16 protein-coding genes are annotated in these 21,493 nt (G+C 62.9%); 7 read left to right on the forward strand and 9 right to left on the reverse strand.

All coding sequences use genetic code 11. The features are described 5' to 3' along the window. Positions 1–17: 17 nt before the first annotated feature. Entirely contained in the window at positions 18–386 is a 369-nt protein-coding gene (locus NKK51_RS09510) for a four helix bundle protein (protein ID WP_023812280.1), read from the forward strand. Between the two features lie 59 nt (positions 387–445). After that, positions 446–1,330 (forward strand): 3-hydroxyisobutyrate dehydrogenase, encoded by an 885-nt coding sequence (mmsB, locus tag NKK51_RS09515; RefSeq protein ID WP_128303970.1) that lies wholly within the window; start codon positions 446–448, stop codon positions 1,328–1,330. A 330-nt stretch (positions 1,331–1,660) separates the two neighbouring features. Here mmsB and NKK51_RS09520 read toward each other — a convergent pair whose 3' ends face one another. The 7 genes from NKK51_RS09520 to NKK51_RS09550 form a co-directional block, all read right to left on the reverse strand. After that, complete coding sequence (locus NKK51_RS09520) at positions 1,661–4,099, reverse strand: GcvT family protein (protein WP_352552459.1); 2,439 nt, start codon at positions 4,097–4,099, stop codon at positions 1,661–1,663. Positions 4,100–4,293: 194 nt separating this feature from the next. Beyond that, positions 4,294–4,821, reverse strand: a complete 528-nt coding sequence (locus NKK51_RS09525) for a cytochrome c oxidase assembly factor Coa1 family protein (RefSeq protein ID WP_352552460.1) — start codon at positions 4,819–4,821, stop codon at positions 4,294–4,296. A 196-nt stretch (positions 4,822–5,017) separates the two neighbouring features. Then, positions 5,018–5,383, reverse strand: coding sequence for a hypothetical protein (locus tag NKK51_RS09530; RefSeq protein ID WP_023812284.1), 366 nt, complete (start codon positions 5,381–5,383; stop codon positions 5,018–5,020). A gap of 143 nt (positions 5,384–5,526) precedes the next feature. Beyond that, the gene (locus NKK51_RS09535; RefSeq protein WP_128303967.1) at positions 5,527–6,906 is read right to left on the reverse strand and encodes an aspartate aminotransferase family protein; all 1,380 of its coding nucleotides are present in this window, start codon (positions 6,904–6,906) and stop codon (positions 5,527–5,529) included. A gap of 256 nt (positions 6,907–7,162) precedes the next feature. Continuing rightward, entirely contained in the window at positions 7,163–9,235 is a 2,073-nt protein-coding gene (locus NKK51_RS09540) for a prolyl oligopeptidase family serine peptidase (protein WP_352552461.1), read from the reverse strand. A gap of 61 nt (positions 9,236–9,296) precedes the next feature. Further along, the gene (locus NKK51_RS09545; protein ID WP_023812286.1) at positions 9,297–10,469 is read right to left on the reverse strand and encodes an MFS transporter; all 1,173 of its coding nucleotides are present in this window, start codon (positions 10,467–10,469) and stop codon (positions 9,297–9,299) included. Positions 10,470–10,614: 145 nt separating this feature from the next. Next, on the reverse strand, positions 10,615–11,790 hold the full coding sequence (locus NKK51_RS09550) for an MFS transporter (protein ID WP_352552463.1): 1,176 nt from the start codon (positions 11,788–11,790) through the stop codon (positions 10,615–10,617). 252 nt (positions 11,791–12,042) lie between these two features. Between NKK51_RS09550 and NKK51_RS09555 the strand changes: the two genes are divergently transcribed. The 4 genes from NKK51_RS09555 (at position 12,043) to NKK51_RS09570 (ending at position 18,426) form a co-directional block, all read left to right on the forward strand. Beyond that, entirely contained in the window at positions 12,043–13,620 is a 1,578-nt protein-coding gene (locus tag NKK51_RS09555; protein ID WP_023812287.1) for a trimethylamine methyltransferase family protein, read from the forward strand. Positions 13,621–14,008: 388 nt separating this feature from the next. Further along, positions 14,009–14,494, forward strand: coding sequence for an endonuclease domain-containing protein (locus NKK51_RS09560; RefSeq protein WP_128303963.1), 486 nt, complete (start codon positions 14,009–14,011; stop codon positions 14,492–14,494). Then, a complete protein-coding gene (locus NKK51_RS09565; RefSeq protein WP_128303962.1) occupies positions 14,491–17,061 on the forward strand; it encodes a GcvT family protein in 2,571 nt (856 codons plus the stop codon). The genes NKK51_RS09560 and NKK51_RS09565 overlap by 4 nt, the downstream gene beginning before the upstream one ends. Positions 17,062–17,070: 9 nt before the next feature. Further along, positions 17,071–18,426 (forward strand): M24 family metallopeptidase, encoded by a 1,356-nt coding sequence (locus tag NKK51_RS09570; RefSeq protein WP_023812289.1) that lies wholly within the window; start codon positions 17,071–17,073, stop codon positions 18,424–18,426. Here NKK51_RS09570 and NKK51_RS09575 read toward each other — a convergent pair. Together NKK51_RS09575 and NKK51_RS09580 are read right to left on the reverse strand one after the other, a co-directional pair. Next, positions 18,391–19,218, reverse strand: a complete 828-nt coding sequence (locus NKK51_RS09575) for a phosphate/phosphite/phosphonate ABC transporter substrate-binding protein (protein ID WP_023812290.1) — start codon at positions 19,216–19,218, stop codon at positions 18,391–18,393. The genes NKK51_RS09570 and NKK51_RS09575 overlap by 36 nt on opposite strands. 91 nt (positions 19,219–19,309) lie before the next feature. Next, positions 19,310–20,320, reverse strand: a complete 1,011-nt coding sequence (locus tag NKK51_RS09580) for a fatty acid desaturase (protein WP_352552465.1) — start codon at positions 20,318–20,320, stop codon at positions 19,310–19,312. A 230-nt stretch (positions 20,321–20,550) separates the two neighbouring features. Here NKK51_RS09580 and NKK51_RS09585 point away from each other — a divergent pair, with 230 nt between their 5' ends. Next, positions 20,551–21,408 carry a helix-turn-helix domain-containing protein gene (locus NKK51_RS09585; RefSeq protein ID WP_023812292.1) on the forward strand — a complete coding sequence of 286 codons (858 nt, stop codon included), beginning with the start codon at positions 20,551–20,553 and terminating at the stop codon, positions 21,406–21,408. Positions 21,409–21,493 lie beyond the last annotated feature (85 nt).

Raw genomic sequence — 21,493 nt, forward strand, 5'->3', positions numbered from 1 at the left:
AGGCAGTAGGCAGTGAGATGACCGGCAAGATCAGTTCGTACAAGGATCTTATCGTGTGGCAGCAGGCGATGGATCTGGCTGTCGCCACCTATTCTTTGACCAAGGCATGGCCCAAGGAAGAATTGTACGGGTTGACCAGCCAAATCCGCCGTTCAGCGACCTCTATCCCTGCAAACATCGCCGAAGGTTATGGTCGAGACAACAGAGGCTCTTATCAGCAATTTCTCCGGATCGCCCAAGGCTCGCTGAAGGAGTTCGAGACACACCTCCAGATCGCCGAACGCATTGGCCTTGCCACGCATGATCAAGCTGATCACTTGCTGATATCGACCGAGGGCATCGGCAAAATGCTTCGCCAACTCATTGTCAGACTTACACCGGAATAGACATGCCTACTGCCTACTGCCTACTGCCTACTGCCTAGCCCAAATCACGGAGCACCATTATGAGCACCATTGCCTTCATCGGCCTAGGGAACATGGGTAATCCGATGGCCGCTAACCTGGTCAAGGCGGGGCATGCGGTGAATGGTTTCGACCTTGTGCCGGAAAGCCTCACCGTCGCCCGAGAGCATGGCGTGACTGTGATGGCCAATGCCGTTGCCGCAGCGAAGGATGCCGATGTGGTGATTACGATGCTTCCCGCTGGCAAGCATGTGCTCTCCGTCTACGAAGACATCGCGCCCAAGGCGAAAAAGGGGGCGCTGTTCATCGATTCCTCCACCATCGATGTGGAGTCGGCGCGCAAGGTGCACGCCATAGCCGCCAAACACGGCCTGCTATCCATCGATGCGCCCGTCTCAGGCGGCACCGGCGGTGCCGCAGCCGGCACGCTGACCTTCATGGCCGGAGGCTCCGATGACGCCTTTGCAACCGCGGAGCCGATCCTGAAGCCGATGGCCGGCCGCATCGTCCATTGCGGCGGCGACGGCGCCGGCCAGGCGGCAAAGATCTGCAACAACATGATCCTCGGCATTTCGATGATCGGTGTCGCCGAAGCCTTCGTGCTGGCGGAAAAGCTCGGCCTGTCACACCAGGCGCTGTTCGACGTCGCCTCAACCTCGTCGGGGCAATGCTGGTCCTTGACCACCTATTGCCCGGTGCCCGGCCCGGTGCCGACTTCGCCCGCAAACAGGGACTACAACCCAGGATTTGCAGCAGCACTGATGCTGAAAGACCTGAAATTGTCCCAGGAAGCCGCGCAAAGTGCGGGTGCTGTAACGCCGCTTGGTGCCGAAGCAGCCCAGCTCTATGCCTTGTTCAACGCCCAGGGACATGGCGGCGTCGATTTCTCCGGCATAATTAATTTTCTCAGGGGTAACCCAGCGTAACCCTTGGATTTGGCGGGTTTTTCCGGTTTCCTTCGGTGGAAAAAATGCAAATTTAGATTTGCTTAAGCTCTCGATAACTCCGCGGTAACGATGTCCCTATAAAACGGACTGCGAGGCGGACATATCTCATCCGCCCGGCGCTCCGGATCAGGTCTCGCGTACCGGAGCCCGTAAGTTTCGACAAGTGCCATAAGTTTCGCAAAGTGTTTGCGTAGCGAAGCGCCATGCGTATCTGGCAAAGCCGCGTTCCTGATGGAGCGCGGTTTTTGCGTTTTGCCCTGCAGCACGTTTTGAGACATCGATAACCCGGAAACTGTACTCCGGGATGCCTCACATGCGCCCGCGGGCGCCTTCCGGATCATAGGGCGAGTCCGCGATCACCTTGGCCGCGCGGCGCTCGCCGAGGATGGACACCTCGAGCTCGATACCGGGCGACACAAGTTCCAGGGGCAACAGCGCAAGTGCGATGTCGTGACCGAAAGTGTAGGAGTAGCCCGCAGAGGTGATGTGGCCGACGAGCTCGCCTTCGCGGTAGACGCCCTCGAAGGCGAACGCGCTCGCACCGTCCGTATCGATCGACAGCGTGGCGATCCGGCGTGCCGCCCCCTGCTTCTGTTTTGCGACCAGTGCCGCGCGGCCGATGAAGCCCCCTTTGTCGAGGCTCATGAATCGGTCGAGGCCGCTCTCCCAGGCCGACAGTTCGAGATTCATGTCGCGATACATGGCGCGGTAGGATTTATCGAGACGAAGCGATTCCAGCGCTTGAAGTCCGACCAGCCTCAGTCCGTGCGCCTCCCCCGAGGCCAGGAGCGCATCCAGCAAATGCCGCTGATAGCAGAGCGGATGATAGAGCTCCCATCCCAATTCGCCCGAATAGTTGACGCGCAGCAGTCGCACGTCGCTGGCCATGCCGACAGTGCCGGACTGCACGCTGAACCAGGGGAAGGCCTCGTTGGAGAGATCTATTTCCGTCAGCGGCTGCAATATGTCGCGCGCCTTCGGCCCAACCACCGTGAAGCTGCCGCGATCCTCCGTGACGTTGCGCAGATGCACGCTGCCGTCCTTCGGCAACAGCCGGCGGAGATCGTCAAGGTTACAGCGCTCTGCGCGCGGCGTCGATATGAGATAGAACAGGTCGCTCTGCAGCCGCGCCACCACATACTCGGCCTGCACGCCGCCGGCCGGCGTCAGGTGATGGGCAAGAGCGACGCGACCGGGACGCGGCAGTCTGTTGGCCAGGATTCCGTCGAGCCAGTCCCTTGCGCCCGGTCCGCTGACCTCGAACTTGGTCATTGGTGTCATCTCGACCAGGCCAGCGGTCTGGCGGACAGCCTGGACCTCCGCGGCGACGTGGTTCCCTTTGGGGGTCCAGCGCCAGCTGTAGACGTTGCGCGCTTCGACACCGGCAGGCGCAAACCAGCTCGGCATCTCCCAGCCGTTCAACACATCCCACACCGCGCCGAGCTGGCTTAGACGGTCATAGGAAGGGGCCGTTTTCTGCGGTCGTGCCGCCGGCATGTCCTGGCCTGGATAGTGCTGTGCGGCGTGGGTGCCCCAGGCTTCCCGGACCTTTGCCCGGGTCCAGTTCTTGTTGGCATATTGGCCGAACCGACGGGGATCCAGCTCCGCCGTGTCGATGCTGTTGCCACCCTCCACGATCCGTTCGGAGAGGTAGTAGCCAATCGCACCGCCCCAAAGGATGCCCCCCGGCACCCCTTCGGCGAGCCAGACATTCTCCAGGCCCCACGCCTGCCCCATCAGCGGCAGTTCATCGGCCGTCATCTGGAAAGGCCCTCGCACATTCCGCTTGATGCCGGCGCGGCCTAGTGCGGGGACCAGTTCGGTCGCGCGCTCCCAGTTCCAGGAAACGGCGTCGAAATCTTCATCGAGCAGATCGGCGCCGAACCATTCCGGGACGCCGTTTTCGGCGAACAGCTTGAGCTGCTCGGTACGCTCATAGGGGCCGAACATCAGCCCGTCCCCCTCTTCGCGCAGATAGCCCTCGTAACCCTCGTCCCTGAGGATCGGCATCTCCGGAAGACCAAGCCGTTTGCGTTCCACCACCTCGGGAACCGACTCGGTGATCCAGTACTGATGCAGGATCGGGATCGCGGGAATGTCCAGGCCCAGCATGGCGCCTGTCTGGCGTGCGTAATTGCCGGTCGCAAGGATGACATGTTCGCAAACGATGTCACCGCGCGAGGTCTTGACCCTCCACTCGCCGCTCGGCATCCGCTCGAAACCCACGACCTCGGTATCAAGATGGATCTTCGCGCCGAGGTCGCGTGCACCCTTGGCCATGGCCTGGGTGACATCGGCGGGTGCAATGTGGCCGTCATCGGGATGGTAGAGGGCGCCCAGCATGCTGTTGTTGTCGAGCAGCGGCCAGATCTCTCGCGCCTCCGCGGGCGATACGATCCGGGCCCGCACACCCTGGACCTCGGCAACGTCCATGTAGCTTCTGTACTCGTCCAGCCTGTCGCGCGTGTTGGCAATGCGCAGCTGGCCGCATTTGTGCCAGCCGACGTTCTGGCCCGTCTCCGCCTCCAGCCCCTCATAGATTTCGATCGACCTGGCGATCATGCGGCCGACATTGCGGCTGCGCGCGTAAGAGGGGATGAGCCCCGCGGCATGCCATGTCGACCCGGCCGTAAGCTGCGTTCGCTCCAACAATGCCACATCGGTCCAGCCGCGCTTTGCCAGGCCGTAGAGAATGCCGGCACCCACACAGCCGCCACCGACCACGACCGCACGAAAGGAACTCACCATATGCGCGTGCCCTTGTATGAAATTGCCACCGGCCCACATGAACGCATGCGCATACTGTCAGACAGCATCCGGCTTTTCAGCATATTTCCTTGTCTGGAACGCAGCAGTGGTGACCCGATTGTTGGGCCACAAAGCCGACCGAACTGTCAGCCTTCGCGCCCGTGTTTAGGCTGCTTTTTTTGCGTTTTGCCCAGCTATATTCCGATTGCAGCATTCGGGATCGGGACATGATCTTCGTTGATCAGCACGATCGGCGCATTGGTTCCCTCGACCCTGACGACCAGCAGGCGCAAGCTCCATGTGCCGGCTGTCCGGACAGCGGTCGAATAGGCCGTGCCCTTGCCCTTGGCGCCGTGGACCGGAATGCCGAACTGGGCGTCGCCGGCCCCATTTGCATTGACGTTGAGATGGCCGCCGACCCAGAAACTGTCGGTCAAATCATCACCCAACGCCGCCTTGACGCGGTCGTCGGCGCGAAGCCTGTCCATCGTCATGTGATAGGCATCGCTGCCTTTCAGGACGTAGGGAATGCTGCCCACCATCGTCGCGCAGCCGCCAATCCCGACAACCCAGACGGCAAGGCCGGCGATTGCCCAGTTGCGCTGCGTCTTGCGAAACTGTTCCGCGTCACGCCAGGCGCGGTTCTGCCAAGCCCAGCGGCTGCCGCGCGCGCCCAGCACGATGATCATGATGATGTTGACGACAGGGATCAGCGCCAGCAACGCGATGAAAGTGCTGTTGCCGATGCCCCAGATCCAGTTGAGGAAGAAGGCGCCCCAGTTCCAGCGGTCGAGTTCGGCTGGATTCAGCCGGCTGGTTGAGCGGTTGTCCGGCCATCGTGTCCCCCATCGGTGACGTACTGACTGATTCTAGCGCATGCGCCCGTCAATGCGCAAAATCAAAGTTCTGCAACTTCTGTCAGGTCTTGTTGGACAGCCGGCGAAAATTCGCTTTCACGGCACGGCTTGCCGGCTTCAGCGCGGCGCTGATCGAGCGCTCCGCCGCGACCCCGTTGAACAGCGACGGCGTGCGGCCGGAAAAGATTTCCGGCCAGAACCGCGATGCCGATTGCAGGAAGGACATTTGCGCCGCAAACACGCCTTCGGCCATAGCGGCGGTCTTCTCGTTTACCGCACGCGCGGTCTCCGTGCTCCATGGCTGGCTGCTCCCGCCATCCATGGTCATCAACGGCAGCCGCATCATCGCCACCAGCGGCGCCAGCATCAGGTCGCCGCCGATGCTGGCCGCTTCTTGCGTCCGTCGGCTCTTGCCGGTCTTTCTCATGGAAACAAAACCCCTTGTCGCGGCCGAATCAGCCGCAGCCCCACACACTACGCGCTTGTGGTGGAATTCGTTCGCTCCCCGCGTCAGCATGGCCTCAAGGCTGGGCGCTCCCGCCGAGGAGCGCCCAGCCGAGGGGTCGAGTTCTACCGCTTGCGCAGATCGGCTTGCGCCAGATCCAGCGCCTTCGAGATGCGATCGCAGGCCATATCGATCGTATCGCGGGTCCAGATCAGCGGCGGCGACAGGATCATCGTGTCGCCGGTAGCGCGCAGCATCATGCCGTGCGCGATGGCATGATCGCGCACGGTCACCGCCGCACTTCCAGCCGGCAGGAACCGCTCCTTGGTCGCCTTGTCCTTGACGATCTCGATCGCGCCCATCAGTCCGATCGAACGCACCTCGCCGACCAGATCATGTCCGGCAATGCGCTCCTGCAACGCCTTGGCGAAATAAGGACCGGTGTCGTTCCTGACGCGGTCGACCAGCCCTTCGCGCTCGATGATCTCGAGGTTCTTCAGCGCCACGGCGCAGGCCACCGGGTGGCCGGAATAGGTGTAGCCATGGTTGAACTCGCCGCCCTTCTCGACCAGCGTCGAGGCGATGCGGTCGCCAACCAGCAATGCCGACAGCGGTTGATAGCCCGAGGTCAGAGCCTTGGCGGTGGTGATCGTGTCGGGCTCGATGCCGAGCGTCTGGGCGGCGAACCATTCGCCGGTGCGGCCATAACCGGTGATGACTTCGTCCAGCATCAGCAGGACATCGTATTTGCGGCAGATGCGCTGCACTTCCGGCCAATAGCTCGCCGGCGGTATCTTCACGCCGCCCGCCCCCATGACCGGCTCGCCGATAAACGCGGCAACCTTGTCGGCGCCGGCTTCGAGGATCGCCTCCTCGACAGCCCCGGCCGCGCGCAGGCCGAAATCATGATCGCTCTCGCCGGGCAGCGCCAGTTCATAGGCGTAGGGCATCATCACATGGACTATGTTGGGCACCGCTCCGTTGAGCTGCTTGTGCATACCATCCATGCCGCCGAGCGAGGTGCCGGCAACGGTCGAGCCGTGATAGGCCATCTTGCGCGAGATGATGCGGTTCTTCTCCGGCTGGCCTTCCAGCACCCAATAGTGGCGCACGAGACGCAGGGCCGTGTCGTTGGCCTCCGAGCCCGACGAGCCATAGAACACCTGGTTGACGTGCTTCGGCGCGATCTCCGCCAGCTTCTTGGACAGCAGCACTGGCGTCGGCGTCGAGCATTTGAAGAAGGAGTTGTAATAAGGCAGTTCCTTCATCTGGGCATAGGCGGCGTCGGCCAGCTCGTCACGGCCATAGCCGATGTTGACGCACCACAGCCCGGCCATACCGTCGAGGATTTCAGCCCCTTCGGAATCGTAGATGAAAGGGCCGTTGGCATGGGTGATGATGCGCGACCCGGCCCCGCGCATTTCCTTGTGGTCGGTGAACGGATGCAGATGATGCGCGGCGTCGATCTGCTGAAGCTGCTTCAGCGAATAATTCTGATAGGTCATGTCTGATCTTTCCTCTGGATTCTATCCGGCAAGCCGGGGCGAATGCTTCAGAGGCAGAGAGGTGGCGAATAGCCGATGCGGGCGCACAGCCGCAAAAGCTCGGCGCGCAGCGTACGCGGTGACGGCGTCACCGCGACCCGCAATGCGCGAGCCTCAAATGCGTCAATCAACATCCTGACGAGAGCCATGGAAGCCATCTTAGAGCAAAGGCTGGTCGAGGAGAACCACCCTTTGCTTGGCCCATAACGGAATGAGTCTAGGCCTTGGCTGTCAGCGCCCTCTGCAGGAAGACATATTTCATCGCCGTCTGCGCCGCCTGCGGCCGGCGGTCGCCACGCCCGCCATGGCCGCCCTCGGTCTCCTCGAAGAACAGCGTCCTGGCATGGCCGGCTTCCTGCAGGCGGGCGGCCATCTTGCGCGCATGGCCGGGATGGACCCGATCGTCAGCGGTCGATGTGGTCAGCAGCACCGGCGGATAGGCGGCAGCGGCGTCGACATGCTGGTAGGGCGAGTAGGCTGAAAGCCACTTCGCGTCTTCGGGTTTCGACGGATCGCCGTATTCGGCCATCCACGAGGCGCCGGGCGGCAATTCGGCGTAACGCAGCATGTCGAGCAGCGGCACCTCGATAATGACGGCGCCGAAAAGCTCGGGATGCTGCGTCAAGGAAACGCCGGTCAGCAAGCCGCCATTCGAACCACCCTGGATGCCGAGTGAGCTTGCTGTCGCGATGCCGCGCTTGACGACGTCCTGCGCGACCGCTGCGAAATCATCGAATCCGTTTTGGCGATTGCCCTTGAGCGCCGCTTGATGCCAGGCCGGGCCGAACTCGCCGCCGCCACGGATGCAGGCCTGCACATAGGCATTGCCCTTTTCCAGCCATAGCCTGCCGCGCACGCCGGCATAGCCGGGCAGCAGCGGCACTTCGAAACCGCCATAGCCGTAAAGCAGCGTCGGCACCGGCCCCTTCTGATCGCGCCGCCTGACGACGAAATAAGGGATCATCGTGCCGTCCTTGGAGCGCGCCTCGAACTGTTCCGAGATCAGCGGCGAGGCATCGAAACGCGCCGGCTGCGACTTCACGGTTTCTAGCGTCTCGCCATTGTCGTCAGACCAGATGATCGAACTCGGCGTCAGGAAATCGGTGAAGGAGAAGGACACGCTCGAGCCGAACTGCTCGGCATGGCTGATGCCGACATTGCCATTTTCGGGCAGCGCCACCGGTTTCAGCGACCAGTTGCCATCCTTGCGCTCGCAGACGACGACCTTGCCGCGCACATTGTCCATCAGGCTGATGAACAGCCGGTCCCGCGTGCGGGCAACGCCGGCTATGGAAACGCGATATGCCGGCTCGAACAAGGTTTCGACAGGTCCGAGCGCGCCGATCTTGACCCAGTGCGCGAGATCCAGCGAATAGAGGCCGTCGGGCTTGCAAACCGTGCCGTCGGGCGCCGTCCATGGACTGCGTACGCCGAACACGAGCTGATCCCTGAATATTGCCGTATCGGTCATGTCGTCCGGTAGCGGCAGTTGTTTGTTTTCGCCGGAAGGCAGCCGAAGGAAGATGTGCGAAGCGAAGAAATTCAGCGTTCGAGCCAGGACCAGATAACGTCTGTCACCGTCGTACTCGACAGCGGCACCAACGGCGAGATCCTCTTTCTGCGCCTCGAAGATCGGCGTCGCGTCTTCCAGCTTGGTACCGCGCTTCCACAGCTTTATGACTCGCGGATAGCCGGACTCGGTCTTGTCGGCCTCGTCGAAAGCGGCCGAAACAATCACGGTGTCCTTATCCAGCCAGCTGAAGCCCGACTTGGAAGCGGGTGCACGAAACCCACCCTCGACAAACGACTTGGTCGCGATGTCGAATTCGCGCATCTCGCTGGCGTCGCCGCCATCCGGCGACATACTCACCAGGCAACGGTTGAAGTCCGGATAGAGTCGGCTTGCGCCGCCAAAAACCCATTTTACCCCCTCCTTCGCCGCAAGCTGGTCGAAGTCGATGATCGTTTCCCAGTCGGGCTTCTCGGTCTTGTAGGAAGCGACGGTCGTGCGGCGCCAGAGTCCGAGCACATTGGTCTTGTCCTGCCAGAAATTATAGACATGGCCGGCAATGGCGGCGCCGACCGCGATGTTGTCCTCGGCCGTCATCAGGTCGAGCGCGGTCTGGAACGACGCCTGATAGGACGGATCACCCTGCAATTCGCCAACCGTGACCTCGTTCTGGCGATGTACCCAGTCCAGTGACTGCTTGGCCGTCCTGTCCTCCAGCCAGAGGAAGGGATCGTCGGTCGAGGGGGTGGAATTCGGCGTCTGGGTGGCAGGCTTGGTCATGAGGTCTCCGATAAACGCGTTGCTTTGAAAAGGCCAACGCCGACAGGCTGTATCGATATTCTCAGCGCACGATTGAGGCTTTCCGCCGACCAGCGAGGCTAGCAATAGCCAGCGCCAGGCACAGCAGCCCAAGCGTGATCGGCAGCCCGCCGGCACCCAGAATATCCATCGCGCCGCCCGCCAGCGGCGGCACGGCGATACCGCCGACGCCCCACATCAAGGAAAAGGCCGCATTACCGGCAACCAGTGCGGAGCCGGTGAAGCGTTCGCCGAGCTCAATGATCGACATCGTGTAGATGCCGTAGGAAACCGCGCCCCAGACAAAGATCATTGGCCAGATGAGCGGCGATTCGATGAGAAGCGGAAGCAGGACGCAGCCGAGCACCGTGATCGCGACGCAGGCGAGCCGCACCAGGCGCGCGGAAAGCCTTTCCGCCAGCAGGCCTAGCGGTACCTGCATAGCGATATTGCCGGCAATCATCACCGACAGCAGCGCCGACATGCGGATCTCGGTAATGCCGTGATGGGTGCCATAGACAGGCAGCAACGCCAGCGCGCCCTGTTCGAAACCGGCGGCGACTATGACGGCAAACAAAAGCAGCCACGCCAGCGGCACGAAACCCAGGACGGAAACTTGATGCCCGGCCTCGTCGACCTTGGGCAAGCGCGGCAGCACCAAGCCCAGGCAGATGCCGCACAGCACGAAGGCGGAGATGCCGACGAGGAAGGGCGGCCAGCCCTCGGTGCCGACTGCAAGCAGGCATAGCGGCCCGGCCGCGAAACCGGCCGAGATGATCGTCGAATAGACACCCATGACGCGCCCTCGCCGCGCCGGCGGCGCCAGCGCGATGACCCAGATTTCGCTCAGCACATAGAGCGGGTTGGTCACCACACCGATCAGGAAGCGCAGGGGAAACCACAAATAGACATTTTGCGTCCAGCCGATCAGCGCCAGCACGACAGCCGAAAGGGCCGCACAGGTAAGCGCCGTGCGCCCTGCCCCGAACCGCCGCGCCAGCGCCGGGATCAATGGCGACGACAGGATGAAACCGATCGGCGTCATGGCCGCCGACAAGCCGATCATCGCTGGCGAAACGCCCTGGCGCTGCAGGATGAAACTCAGCAGCGGATAGGACAACCCTTGCGCGATGGCGAACACCGAGACGGTCGCGATCACACCGGTGATCGCTGCCCATTGCATCGTCTCGTCCTTGTTCGATTCAACCAAATTCATGTGCGCACCGCTATCGAGGCTGCAGGATTAGCGATTGAGCAACGTGGTGGTAAGCCCCTGGCAGGCGAAAACGGCTTTCTCCGGACAATGCCTGTCAGGAGGTTGGGCCTGTCAGGAGGTTGGGCCTGTCAGGAGGTTGGGCTTGTCAGGAAGCTCGGCGCACGGACGACCGATACAGCGCGAACATCACCAGCACCGCGTCAAGGCCGGCGATCACGACCGGCAGCCCGAGCGGGCCGATGCCTTGCATGAGCAGGCCGGCACCGGGTGGGCCGACGATGCCACCGACGCCCCACATCAGTGCAAAGGCAGCGTTGCCGGCGACCAGCACAGAGCCCTTGAACCGGCTGCCGAGTTCGACCAATGCCATGGTGTAGACGCCGTAACCGACCGCGCCCATCACCAGCAGCACGACCCAGATCAACGGCGTTGTGATCAGCAGAGGCAGCAAAAGCGCGCAAACGGTTGTTGCCAGCGCGCAGACGATGATCATGGGGCGGCCGCCAAAACGCTCCGCCAGAAGGCCGAGTGGTATCTGCAGCAGGATGTTGCCGAGTGAAAGCGCCATCACCAGCGAGGCCAGAACGGCTTCCGCCAAGCCGTAGCTGGCGCCGAAGACCGGCACCAGCGCATAGGTGCTCTGCTGGACCGCCGCCGAGACAAGCACGGCAAGCAACAGCGCCGGCGCCATCCCGGCGAAGCCGACAAGACCGCTGGCAGGCTGGTCGTCATCCTCGAAACCGGTGAGCTTAGACGAGACGGCGCGCAGGATCACCGCGCAGAGCGCGAAACCGGCGACGCCGACCATGAAGGGCGCCCAGCCCGACGTACCGAGCAGGGTCAGCGCGAATGGTCCGGCGGCGTAACCGGCGCCCATCAGCGTGTTGAACACGCCCATCACCCTGCCGCGCCGCGATGGCGGCGCCAGCGACAGTGCCCACACCTCGCCGAGAATGTAGAGCGGGTTGATGACGACGCCGATGATGAAGCGGATGACGAACCAGGCCACCCAGTCCTGCAGATAGCCGATGCCCAGGAAGCAGAGCGCGCCGATCAGCGAGCAGCCGACCGCCAGGTTGCGCCCACCGACCAGCCGCACCGCGGCCGGCACGAAGGAAGCCGAAAGGATCAGCCCGAGCGGCATCATCGCCGCCGACAAGCCGATCAGCGCCGGCGACATGCCCTGTTTCTGCATCAGCAGCGTGAACAGCGGCGAGCTCAACCCCTGCGCAGCGCCGAACATGGCAAGTGCCGCGGTGACGCCGGCAAGCGCTGCCCATTGCGTTCCTGCTTCGCCTTCGCTTGAGCCGGTCGCGACCATGCTGCCATCCAAATGAACTGCTGGCCATCCGGCCGGCAAGCCGAGTAGCTATCGGTTCGATCCCGGGAAAGGAAGGGCCGGCCGCCGAAATCCGCTTAAGCCAACGAGGCGGCGGGATCAGGCCGATGTCGTGGCCGCGCAACTGCCGTTCCGGCATGTCGCTTCCCTCGCCCTAGTGGTCGCCGCCTCCGCAATGGCTGGGCAGCCGCCGGTCCATTATGCCGCCCGCTATCGCATCCTACGAGGACCATCATGACCGCCGCCCTACAACCCTTGGAACCGGCATTGGCCACTGACCGCGCCCGTCGCGGCGGCCGCGCCGGAAAGCGCGCCGGCGGCTCGGCCGCGTTCGAGCAGCCGGCTTTTCGCCAGCTGAAGAACCCGCTGGCGCCAACCAGGCTGGTCTCCGACGACGAGCTGGAATCGATCCACCTCGCTTCCCTGCGCGTGCTGCGGGAAATCGGCGTCGACGTGCTGCATGACGAGGCCCGGAGCATCATGAAGGCGCATGGCGCCGATGTGCGCGACGGCAGCGAACGGGTGCGCTTCGACAGCGACATGATCTTGGAACTGGTGTCGCACTGCCCGTCGGAGTTCACCATCCATGCCCGCAATCCCGCTCACAATGTGCGCTTCGGCGGCAACAATGTGATCATCTCGATGATGGCGTCGGCGCCCAATTGCTCCGATATCGATCGTGGCCGCCGGCCCGGCAACCAGCAGGACTACCGCAACTTCCTCAAGCTTGCGCAGATGCACAACATCCTGAACTGCACGGGCGGCTATCCGGTCGAGCCGACCGATATCCATCCGTCCGTCCGCCACCTCGAATGCATCCGGGATCTCAGCGTGCTCACCGACAAGGTGTTCCACATCTATTCGCTCGGCAAGGAGCGCAATGTCGACGGCATCGAGATCGCCAGGATCGCGCGCGGCATCAGCCACGAGCAGATGCTGGAAGAGCCGTCGGTCTTCACCATCATCAACACCAATTCGCCGCTGAAACTCGATGTGCCGATGATGGAAGGCATCATCCAGATGTCGAGCAAGGGCCAGGTCGTCGTCGTGACGCCGTTCACCCTGTCGGGGGCCATGGCGCCTGTCACCATCGCCGGCGCACTGGTGCAGCAGAACGCCGAGGCGCTTGCCGGCATCGCCTTCGCCCAGATGGTGCGCAAGGGCGCGCCCGTCGGCTATGGCGGCTTCACCTCCAATGTCGACATGAAGTCCGGTTCGCCGGCGTTCGGCACGCCGGAATACATGAAGGCGCAGCTTGTCGGCGGCCAGCTTGCCCGCCGCTACAACATCCCCTACCGCACCTCCAACACTTGCGCCGCCAACACGGTCGACGCGCAGGCGGCTTATGAAAGCGTGTTCTCGCTGTGGGGCGCCATCCAGGGCGGCGGCAATCTGATGATGCATGCCGCCGGCTGGCTCGAGGGCGGCCTGCGCTGCTCCTACGAGAAGACCATCCTGGACATCGACCTGCTGCAGATGGTCGCCGAATTCCTGACCCCCCTCGATCTTTCCGAAGAGGCACTCGGCTTCGACGCCATCCAGTCGGTCGGCCCTGGCGGCCATTTCTTCGGCACGCAGCACACGCAGGACCGCTACAAGACCGCCTTCTACTCGCCGATCCTCTCCGACTGGCGCAATTACGAGACCTGGGCGGAAGCCGGCTCGCCGACGGCGCTCGAAAAGGCCAACAAGGTCTGGAAGGAGCGGCTGGCGTCCTATGAGGAGCCTTACATGGACCCGGCCATCCGCGAGGAACTCAACGCCTTCGTCGCCAAGCGGCGGTCCGAAGGCGGCGCGCCGACCGATTTTTGATCGGCCGTGTTGTTGATGAACAGTCGACCCCCACTCCGTCGAGCGGCGCTCGACACCTCTCCCCCGATCGACGGGGGAGAGGAAAGGCGCGAACTTATACCGGCTGGCTCTTTCCTCTCCCTCCAGAGGGGGGAGAGGTGGCGTCGCGAAGCGGCGACGGAGTGGGGGAAGCCGTTCCTGAAACGCGCAGCCGCCGCAAAATTGGTACAACGAAGATAGCGCGTAACCTACGGCAAGCGGGCAACCAGGCGGAAGCATTGCTTTGATGAACAGTCGACCCCCACTCCGTCGAGCTACGCTCGACACCTCTCCCCCGATCGACGGGGTAGAGGAAAGGTGCGAGCTTATACAGGCTGGCTCCCTTCCTCTCCCTCCGGAGGGGGGAAAGGTGGCGCCGCGAAGCGGCGACGGAGTGGGGGAAGCCGTTCATGAAACGCGCAGCCGCCGAAAAACAGGCACAACTCGGCGAGCGAGAAAACTCAGGCAAGGCGACAATCAAGCCGAAGCGCTGCTTTGGCTTGAGTTAAAAGCCCGCAAGCTTGGCGGTTACAAGTTCACGCGACAGTTCTCTATCGAACCATACTACGCTGACTTCGCTTGCCGCGAAAATTGGCTTGTCGTGGAAATCGACGGGCACCAACACGCCGGCAGTTCATATGACCGCCACCGCGACGACTTCATGCGCGCTCAAGGCTATTCGATCCTGCGTGTTTGGAACCATGACGTCCTGAAACATCGCACGTCGGTCTGTGAAACCATCCTCGCCGCGCTTGATGGCAGGCTGGCCGAGAACATCGCTGCATCCGATCTCCGCTTTGTCTTCACACCCCGCTCACCCAATTCAATCTCTTCAAAAACGGACTTATCTAGATGAAATCTCACGTAAAAGCGGTTGTCATCGGCGGCGGCGTCGTCGGCTGCTCGGTTCTCTACCATCTGGCCAAGGCCGGCTGGACCGACATCATGCTGATCGAGCGCTCGGAGCTCACCTCGGGCTCGTCCTGGCATGCGGCGGGAGGCTTCCACACGCTGAACGGCGACCCCAACGTCGCCAAGCTGCAGGCCTATACGGTGCAGCTCTACAAGGAGATCGAGGAGATATCCGGCCAGTCCTGCTCGCTGCACCTGACCGGCGGCGTGATGATGGCTGATACGCCAGAGCGCATGGATTTCCTGCGGCTGGCCCACGCCAAGGGCCGCTATCTCGGCATGGACACAGAGCTGATCACCCCGTCCGAAGCCAAGGCGATGTTTCCGCTGATGGACGAGACCAATTTCGTCGGCGCCATGTGGGATCCGGTGGAAGGCCATCTCGATCCGTCGGGCACCACCATCGCCTACTCCAAGGCGGCAAAAAAACTCGGCGCCGAGATCGTGCTGCGCAACCGCGTTGTGGAACTGACACAGGAGGTCGACGGCACCTGGAACGTCGTCACCGAACAGGGCACGGTGAAGGCCGAGCATGTCGTCAACTGCGGCGGCCTGTGGGCGCGCGAGATCGGCCGCATGGTCGGCGTCGAGCTGCCGGTTCTGGCCATGGAGCACATGTATCTCTTGACCGAGCCGATGCCGGAGGTCGAGGAGTTCAACAAGTCGACCGGCCGCGAAATGATCGGCGTGCTCGACTTCAAGGGCGAGATCTACACCCGCCAGGAGCGCAACGGCATCCTGCTCGGCACCTATGAGAAGGCCTGCAAGCCGTGGTCGCCGGTCAACACGCCGTGGGATTTCGGCCATGAATTGCTGCCGCCCGACCTCGACCGCATCGCGCCGTCGCTGGAAATCGGCTTCAAGCATTTCCCCGGCATCGAGAAGGCCGGCATCAAGCAGATCATCAACGGCCCCTTCACCTTCGCGCTCGACGGCAACCCGCTGGTCGGCCCGGTGCAGGGCCTGACCAATTTTTGGTGCGCCTGCGCCGTGATGGCCGGCTTCAGCCAGGGCGGCGGCGTCGGCTTGGCGCTGTCGAACTGGATGGTCCATGGCGATCCCGGCTTCGACGTCTGGGGCATGGATGTCACCCGCTTCGGCGAATGGGCCGGCCTGCGCTACACCAACGCCAAGGTGCGCGAAAACTATTCGCGCCGCTTCTCCATCCGCTTCCCCAATGAGGAACTCCCGGCGGCACGCCCGGCGCAGACGACCCCGCTCTACGACACGATGCTGGCCAACAACGCCGTCATGGGCGACAGCTGGGGCCTTGAGACACCGCTCTGGTTCGCACCTGAAGGCAAGGAACCCAGGGATATCGTCTCCTTCCACCGCTCCAACGATTTTGGGCCGATCGGCGAGGAAGTGCGCGCCACGCGTGAGCGTGTCGGTGTCACCGAGATCGCCAATTTTGCCAAATACGAAGTCTCGGGACCCGCGGCCGAGGATTTCCTCAACCGGCTGATGACCAACCGCATGCCGAAGACCCGCCGCATCGTGTTGACGCCGATGCTCAACGAATTCGGCAAGCTGATCGGCGACTTCACCATCGCCAAGGCGGCAGAAGACCGCTTCATGATCTGGGGCTCGTCGGCGGCGCAGAAATACCACATGCGCTGGTTCGAGAAGCACCTGCCGAAGGACGGAACGGTGCGCATCCACCGCTTCGACCAGACCCTGGTCGGCCTGTCGATCGCCGGGCCGAAATCACGGGACTTGCTGCAGAAACTGGTCGATGTCGACGTCTCGACAAAAGCCTTCCGCTTCATGGATTTCCGCGAGATGGCGGTCGGCGGGGCGCCCTGCATGGTCAACCGCATCACCTACACCGGCGACCTCGGCTATGAAATCTGGATGGCGCCGGCCTACGAGCGCCTGGTTTACAAAGCGATCAAGGACGCCGGCGAGGAATTCGGCCTTGTCGATTTCGGCATGCGCGCGCTGCTCTCCATGCGCCTCGAAAAGAATTTTCCGACCTGGTTCCGCGAGTTGCGGCCGATCTACGGCCCGTTCGAAGGGGCGATGGACCGCTTCATCAAACTGGAGAAGAACGACTTCATCGGCCGCGAGGCTGCCGCCAAGGAACAGGTCGAGGGTCCGAAGCTGCGCCGCGTCTCCTTCATCGTCGATGCCGCCGACGCCGACGTCATGGGCGACGAACCGATCTGGGCCAAGGTCAGCAAGGACTACGGCACGGTGGAAAAGCCGCATGGCTATGGCGCGCCACGCTTCGACAAGGGCGGCAAGGAAATACGCGGCTCCAAGGCTGCCGAAGGCGCGTCCGCCGTGCGCGGCATCGTCGACGGCGACTGGCGCGTGGTTGGCTGGGTCACGTCGGGCGGCTATGCGCATTATGTGCAGAAGTCGATGGCGCAAGGCTATGTGCCGGCGGCTCTTGCCGAGGACGAAAGCGCGGGCCTGTTCGAGATCGAGATCCTCGGACACCGCCGGCCGGCCCGCATCAACGTCGAAGCGCCTTTCGACCCGAGCGGCGAGAAGATGCGGACCTGAGGTTCGACCATGGACAGCGCGGGGCCGAAGGGCAGCTTTGGCCGCCATCGCAAGATCATGCCGTTCGAGCCAGGCTCGATCGAGGCCCTCCGCGACGCCTCCCGCCGGAAGGCGGCTTCGCTCAACCAGCATGTGCTGGGCTATGGCGCGCAGGCCGAAGCTGAATGGGCCGCGGCAGGCATTGCCGCGCCCGATCTGCCTGCCATGCGTCAATACCGGCTGGAGCGTATCCGCGCCGAGCTGAAGCGGCGCGGCTATGCCGGCGCCCTGCTCTACGACCCCGTCAACATCCGCTACGCCACCGACTCGACCAACATGCAGCTGTGGGTGGCGCACAACCCGACGCGGCATTGCTTTGTCGCCACCGACGGCCCGGTGGTGCTGTTCGACTATTTTTCCTGCGAGCACCTGTCCGATCATTCCGGCGTCGTCGACGAGGTGCGGCCGGCGGTGTCGTGGATGTACCTCTATAGCGGCGAGTTGACCGAGCAAAAAGTCCGCCGCTGGGCCGCCGGGATCGCCGATCTGGTGAAAGAGCATGGCGGCGGCAACAGCCGCATCGCCGTCGATCACATCAACCCGGAAGGCGTCGAGGAACTGGCGCGGCTTGGTATCTCCATCGGCAATGGCGAAGCGGTGATGGAAAATGCGCGGCTGATCAAGTCGCCTGACGAAATCCTCGCCATGCGCCGCGCCATCGTCGCCTGCGAGGCGGCGATGGGCGAAATGGAACAGGCGCTGAAGCCTGGCATTTCCGAAAATGAGTTGTGGGCGGAACTGCATCGCGGCAACATCGCGCGCGGCGGCGAATGGATCGAGACCCGGCTGCTGACGTCAGGTCCGCGCACCAACCCATGGTTCCAGGAATGCTCGTCACGCAAGATTGTATCAGGCGACCTCGTCGCCTTCGACACCGACCTGATCGGTCCCTACGGCTTCTGCGCCGACCTGTCGCGGACATGGCTGTGCGGCGATGCAAAGCCGACCAATGAACAGCGCGACCTGTTCCGTATCGCCGCCGATCAGATCGAGCACAACACGGCACTGATGCAGCCGGGCATCTCGTTTCGCGACCTCGTCGAGCGCTCGGCCGTGCCACCGGGAGACTGCTTCCCGACGCGATACGGCGTGCTCTATCATGGCGTCGGCCTGGCCGACGAGTATCCGACACTACCGCATGCCAGCGACTGGACATCGGACACGCCGGACGGCGTGCTGGAACCGGGCATGGTGCTGTGCGTGGAAAGCTATATCGGCCGGCTTGGCGGGCGCGAAGGCGTCAAGATCGAGGAACAGATCCTGATCACCGAGACCGGCAACGAACAGCTCTCAACCTACCCGTTGGATGCGAGGCTGCTCGGCTAGCCCGGCAAGGGCCTCGCGCAACGCCCCAACCGTCTTTTCCGGTGTCACCGCGGCGGTGATGTAAGGCAGGCCTTTGCGCCGCCCGGTCCAGCCGATGACCACCACCTTTTTCGCCGCCGGCTCGAAACGCTGCGCCAGTGCCCAGCTCTCGCAGTCGATGGCCGCTATATCGGCCTTGCCCTCGGCAATTGCCACGATCGAGGAACGGTGCCCACCGCTTTCGCTGCGCGAGGCAAAGAGGTCAAGGCTCTCGCCCATCGCCTCCAGGTCGCGCGTCAAACCGAGGAACCCCGACATCGAATCGAGGCTGTTGAAGGTGAAGCGCTTGCCACGGATGCGATCGAGTGGGACCAGCGGGCTGCCGTCATTGGGCGAGGCAACCGACGGCGCGCCATCCGCCAGCATGACGATAGCGCTGGAATAGAGCTCGCCCTGCCCGCCTTCGTAGGCGTCGTAGCTTGGCTGGGCGACCACCTGCACATGCCTGGACAGGCCGAGTTCCATCGGCCCCCAGCAGGTCTGCGCGAACAGCAGCGCCGGGTGCAGCCACAGTCTGTGAAAATCGAGTTCGTCCGGCGGCAATGTCGCTGGATCGGGTGCGATCAATGCACCGGCAGCATCACGAATTCCGCCCGGCACCGGCGGCAGGTCACCATTGCGACGCGCGATGGTTTCCGGCGCGTCAATGCCCTTTCCCCGGAAAGCATCGCGCAGCAGCACCCATTGCGCGTCGACCTCGCCGCGCACTTCGGGCCAATCATACATCGGCAACGCCGCAACCAATTCACTCATGCCGATATCAAATCATCATGTCGGGAAAAAGGATCGCAAAAACGCGGCGTCCAATCAGAATTGGCCGACACGGACCCCCGGATAGGCCGGATTATTCCTTGGGCGGCTCGGCGGGAACCGGCGCACTGCCAAGCCCGCTGATGCTGCGCGCCCTGATGCGCGGCTTGAAGGCCCTGCCCGGCTCGGCTTGACGCCGCAGCACCGGGTGCACGATCGGCTCTTTTGCCTTGAAGGCGTAAGCCTTGATCAGCGCGAAATAGTTCGGATAGGCATAGCCATTGTTCATCCGCAGCCATTCCTCACGGCGGTCACGAAACAGCTTGGGTAGCTTGTACCAGGCCACGGTCGGGGTCTTGTGGTGGACGAAGTGCAGATTGTTGTTGAGGAACAGGAACGACAGCGGCGAACGCTCGACGATCACCGTGCGACCTTCCGGATGTTCCGACCATTGATGCTCGGCGAACGTGCGGATCGAGATCAGCGACTGGCCGAGCCAGACCGGCACGAGAATGTAAAGCCACAGCGGGATGCCGAAGCCGAACTGGACGATCGGCAGCACGACGGCAAGGCCGATCGCGTGCAGCAGCCACGCCTTGCGGATCGCCTTGTCGCCGGCGAACATCTGCTTGGCGTCGTCGATGAAGAAGCCGACGCAGGACAGCCACGGGCCGAGCACGAAGCGGCCGGCCATGGTGTTGTTGATCTTGAGCAGGAATTTCATCGTCGGCGGCAGCTCGTCATGCTGCCAGAGCGCCTGGTAATAACTCTCTGGATCGTCCAACGGGTCGGTCAGCCGCTCGTCGGCGTGGTGGCGCAGATGGATGGTCTTGAAGCGGCGGAATGGCCAGACCAGACCGATCGGCAGGAACACGAAGGCTTCGTTCACCCGCGCGTTGCGTGTCGGATGACCGTGCAGCACTTCGTGCATGATTGACGATTGCAGTGCAGCGGTGAAAGCCAGCACGGCGAGCGCCAGGACGGGATAGGATGGCCAGAGCAGAAAACCGGTGGCGAGCCATGTTGCGTAGCAGAAGAAGGCGAGTATCACGGTTGGCCACTCGATGGCCGGTGCGCTGTGTCGCCTGATGCTCTTGCTCGTCATGCTATCGACCACTGTCCCTCAGTCGCCGGAAACCCCAATTGGCTCCTGACAGCATAGTGTCAGGAGAAATGATTCCACTCAACGAGACAAAGTGCACAAGCTGTTGCGATTGCGCATTTTCGACCGCACATGTTATACATTGTAAACAGCCTTAGGGATTCATTTACGCCTGAGGCGCGCTCGGAAGCGATTCGGCGCAAATTTTTCCTCAATCGAGGTGGAGCCCGCACATGGACAAGCGCGACCTGTCGACGATCTTCCGCGAACGCCTGAAAATGCTCTTGACACGCTCCGACCTGAACCAGTCGGCCTTCGCGACCGCGGTCGGCATCGACCGCTCGGCGCTATCGCAGCTGCTGTCGGGCGCCTCGACCCGCCTGCCCCGCGCCGAAACGCTGCTCAACATCGCCGCCGAGTTCAAAGTGTCGCTGGACTGGCTACTCGGCCTCAGCCAGGACGAGGGTCTCACCGGCGAAATCCGCGAGAGCCTGGAGATCGAGGAGGCACCCGACGGTTTCGACCGCACGCTGCTGGCCAAATGGCATGCCGAGGCGGCAGGCACCAAGATCCGCTACGTGCCGGCCGGCATCCCCGACCTCCTGCGCACCGAAGCACTGGTCGACTACGAAGCCGGCATCACCAACAAGAGCCGCCTGGCGCAAGCCGGAGAAACGCAATACCGCATCGACTACAACAGGCGGCCGGAAACCGACATGGAAGTCTGCATGCCGCGCCACACGCTGGAGATTTTTGCACGCGGGCTGGGTGTCTGGGACCGTTTCCCCGAAGCCGACCGGCGCGCGCAGCTGCTGCACATGGCGACGCTGCTCGACGACCTCTATCCGACCTTCCGGCTGTTTCTCTATGACGGGCGGATGCGCTATTCGATCCCCTACACCATCTTCGGCCCCTATCGCGCCGCCATCTATGTCGGCGACATGTATCTGGTGCTCAACGCCACCCAGCCGATCCAGACGCTGATCCAGCATTTCGACAATCTGATCCGGGCCGCCGACATCAATGCGCACGAGGCGTCCGGCTTCGCGCACAGACTGGCCGGCATGTCGTTCCCAACAGGCACTGTCTGATCTCTGGCAACGATGATCCCTCGGACGGAAACCGGCCTCCGCATTGGCGGCCGCGCTACCGTTATTTCATTGACTACACATAAAG

Source organism: Mesorhizobium sp. M0011 (genome assembly GCF_040324155.1).
Lineage (GTDB): Bacteria > Pseudomonadota > Alphaproteobacteria > Rhizobiales > Rhizobiaceae > Mesorhizobium.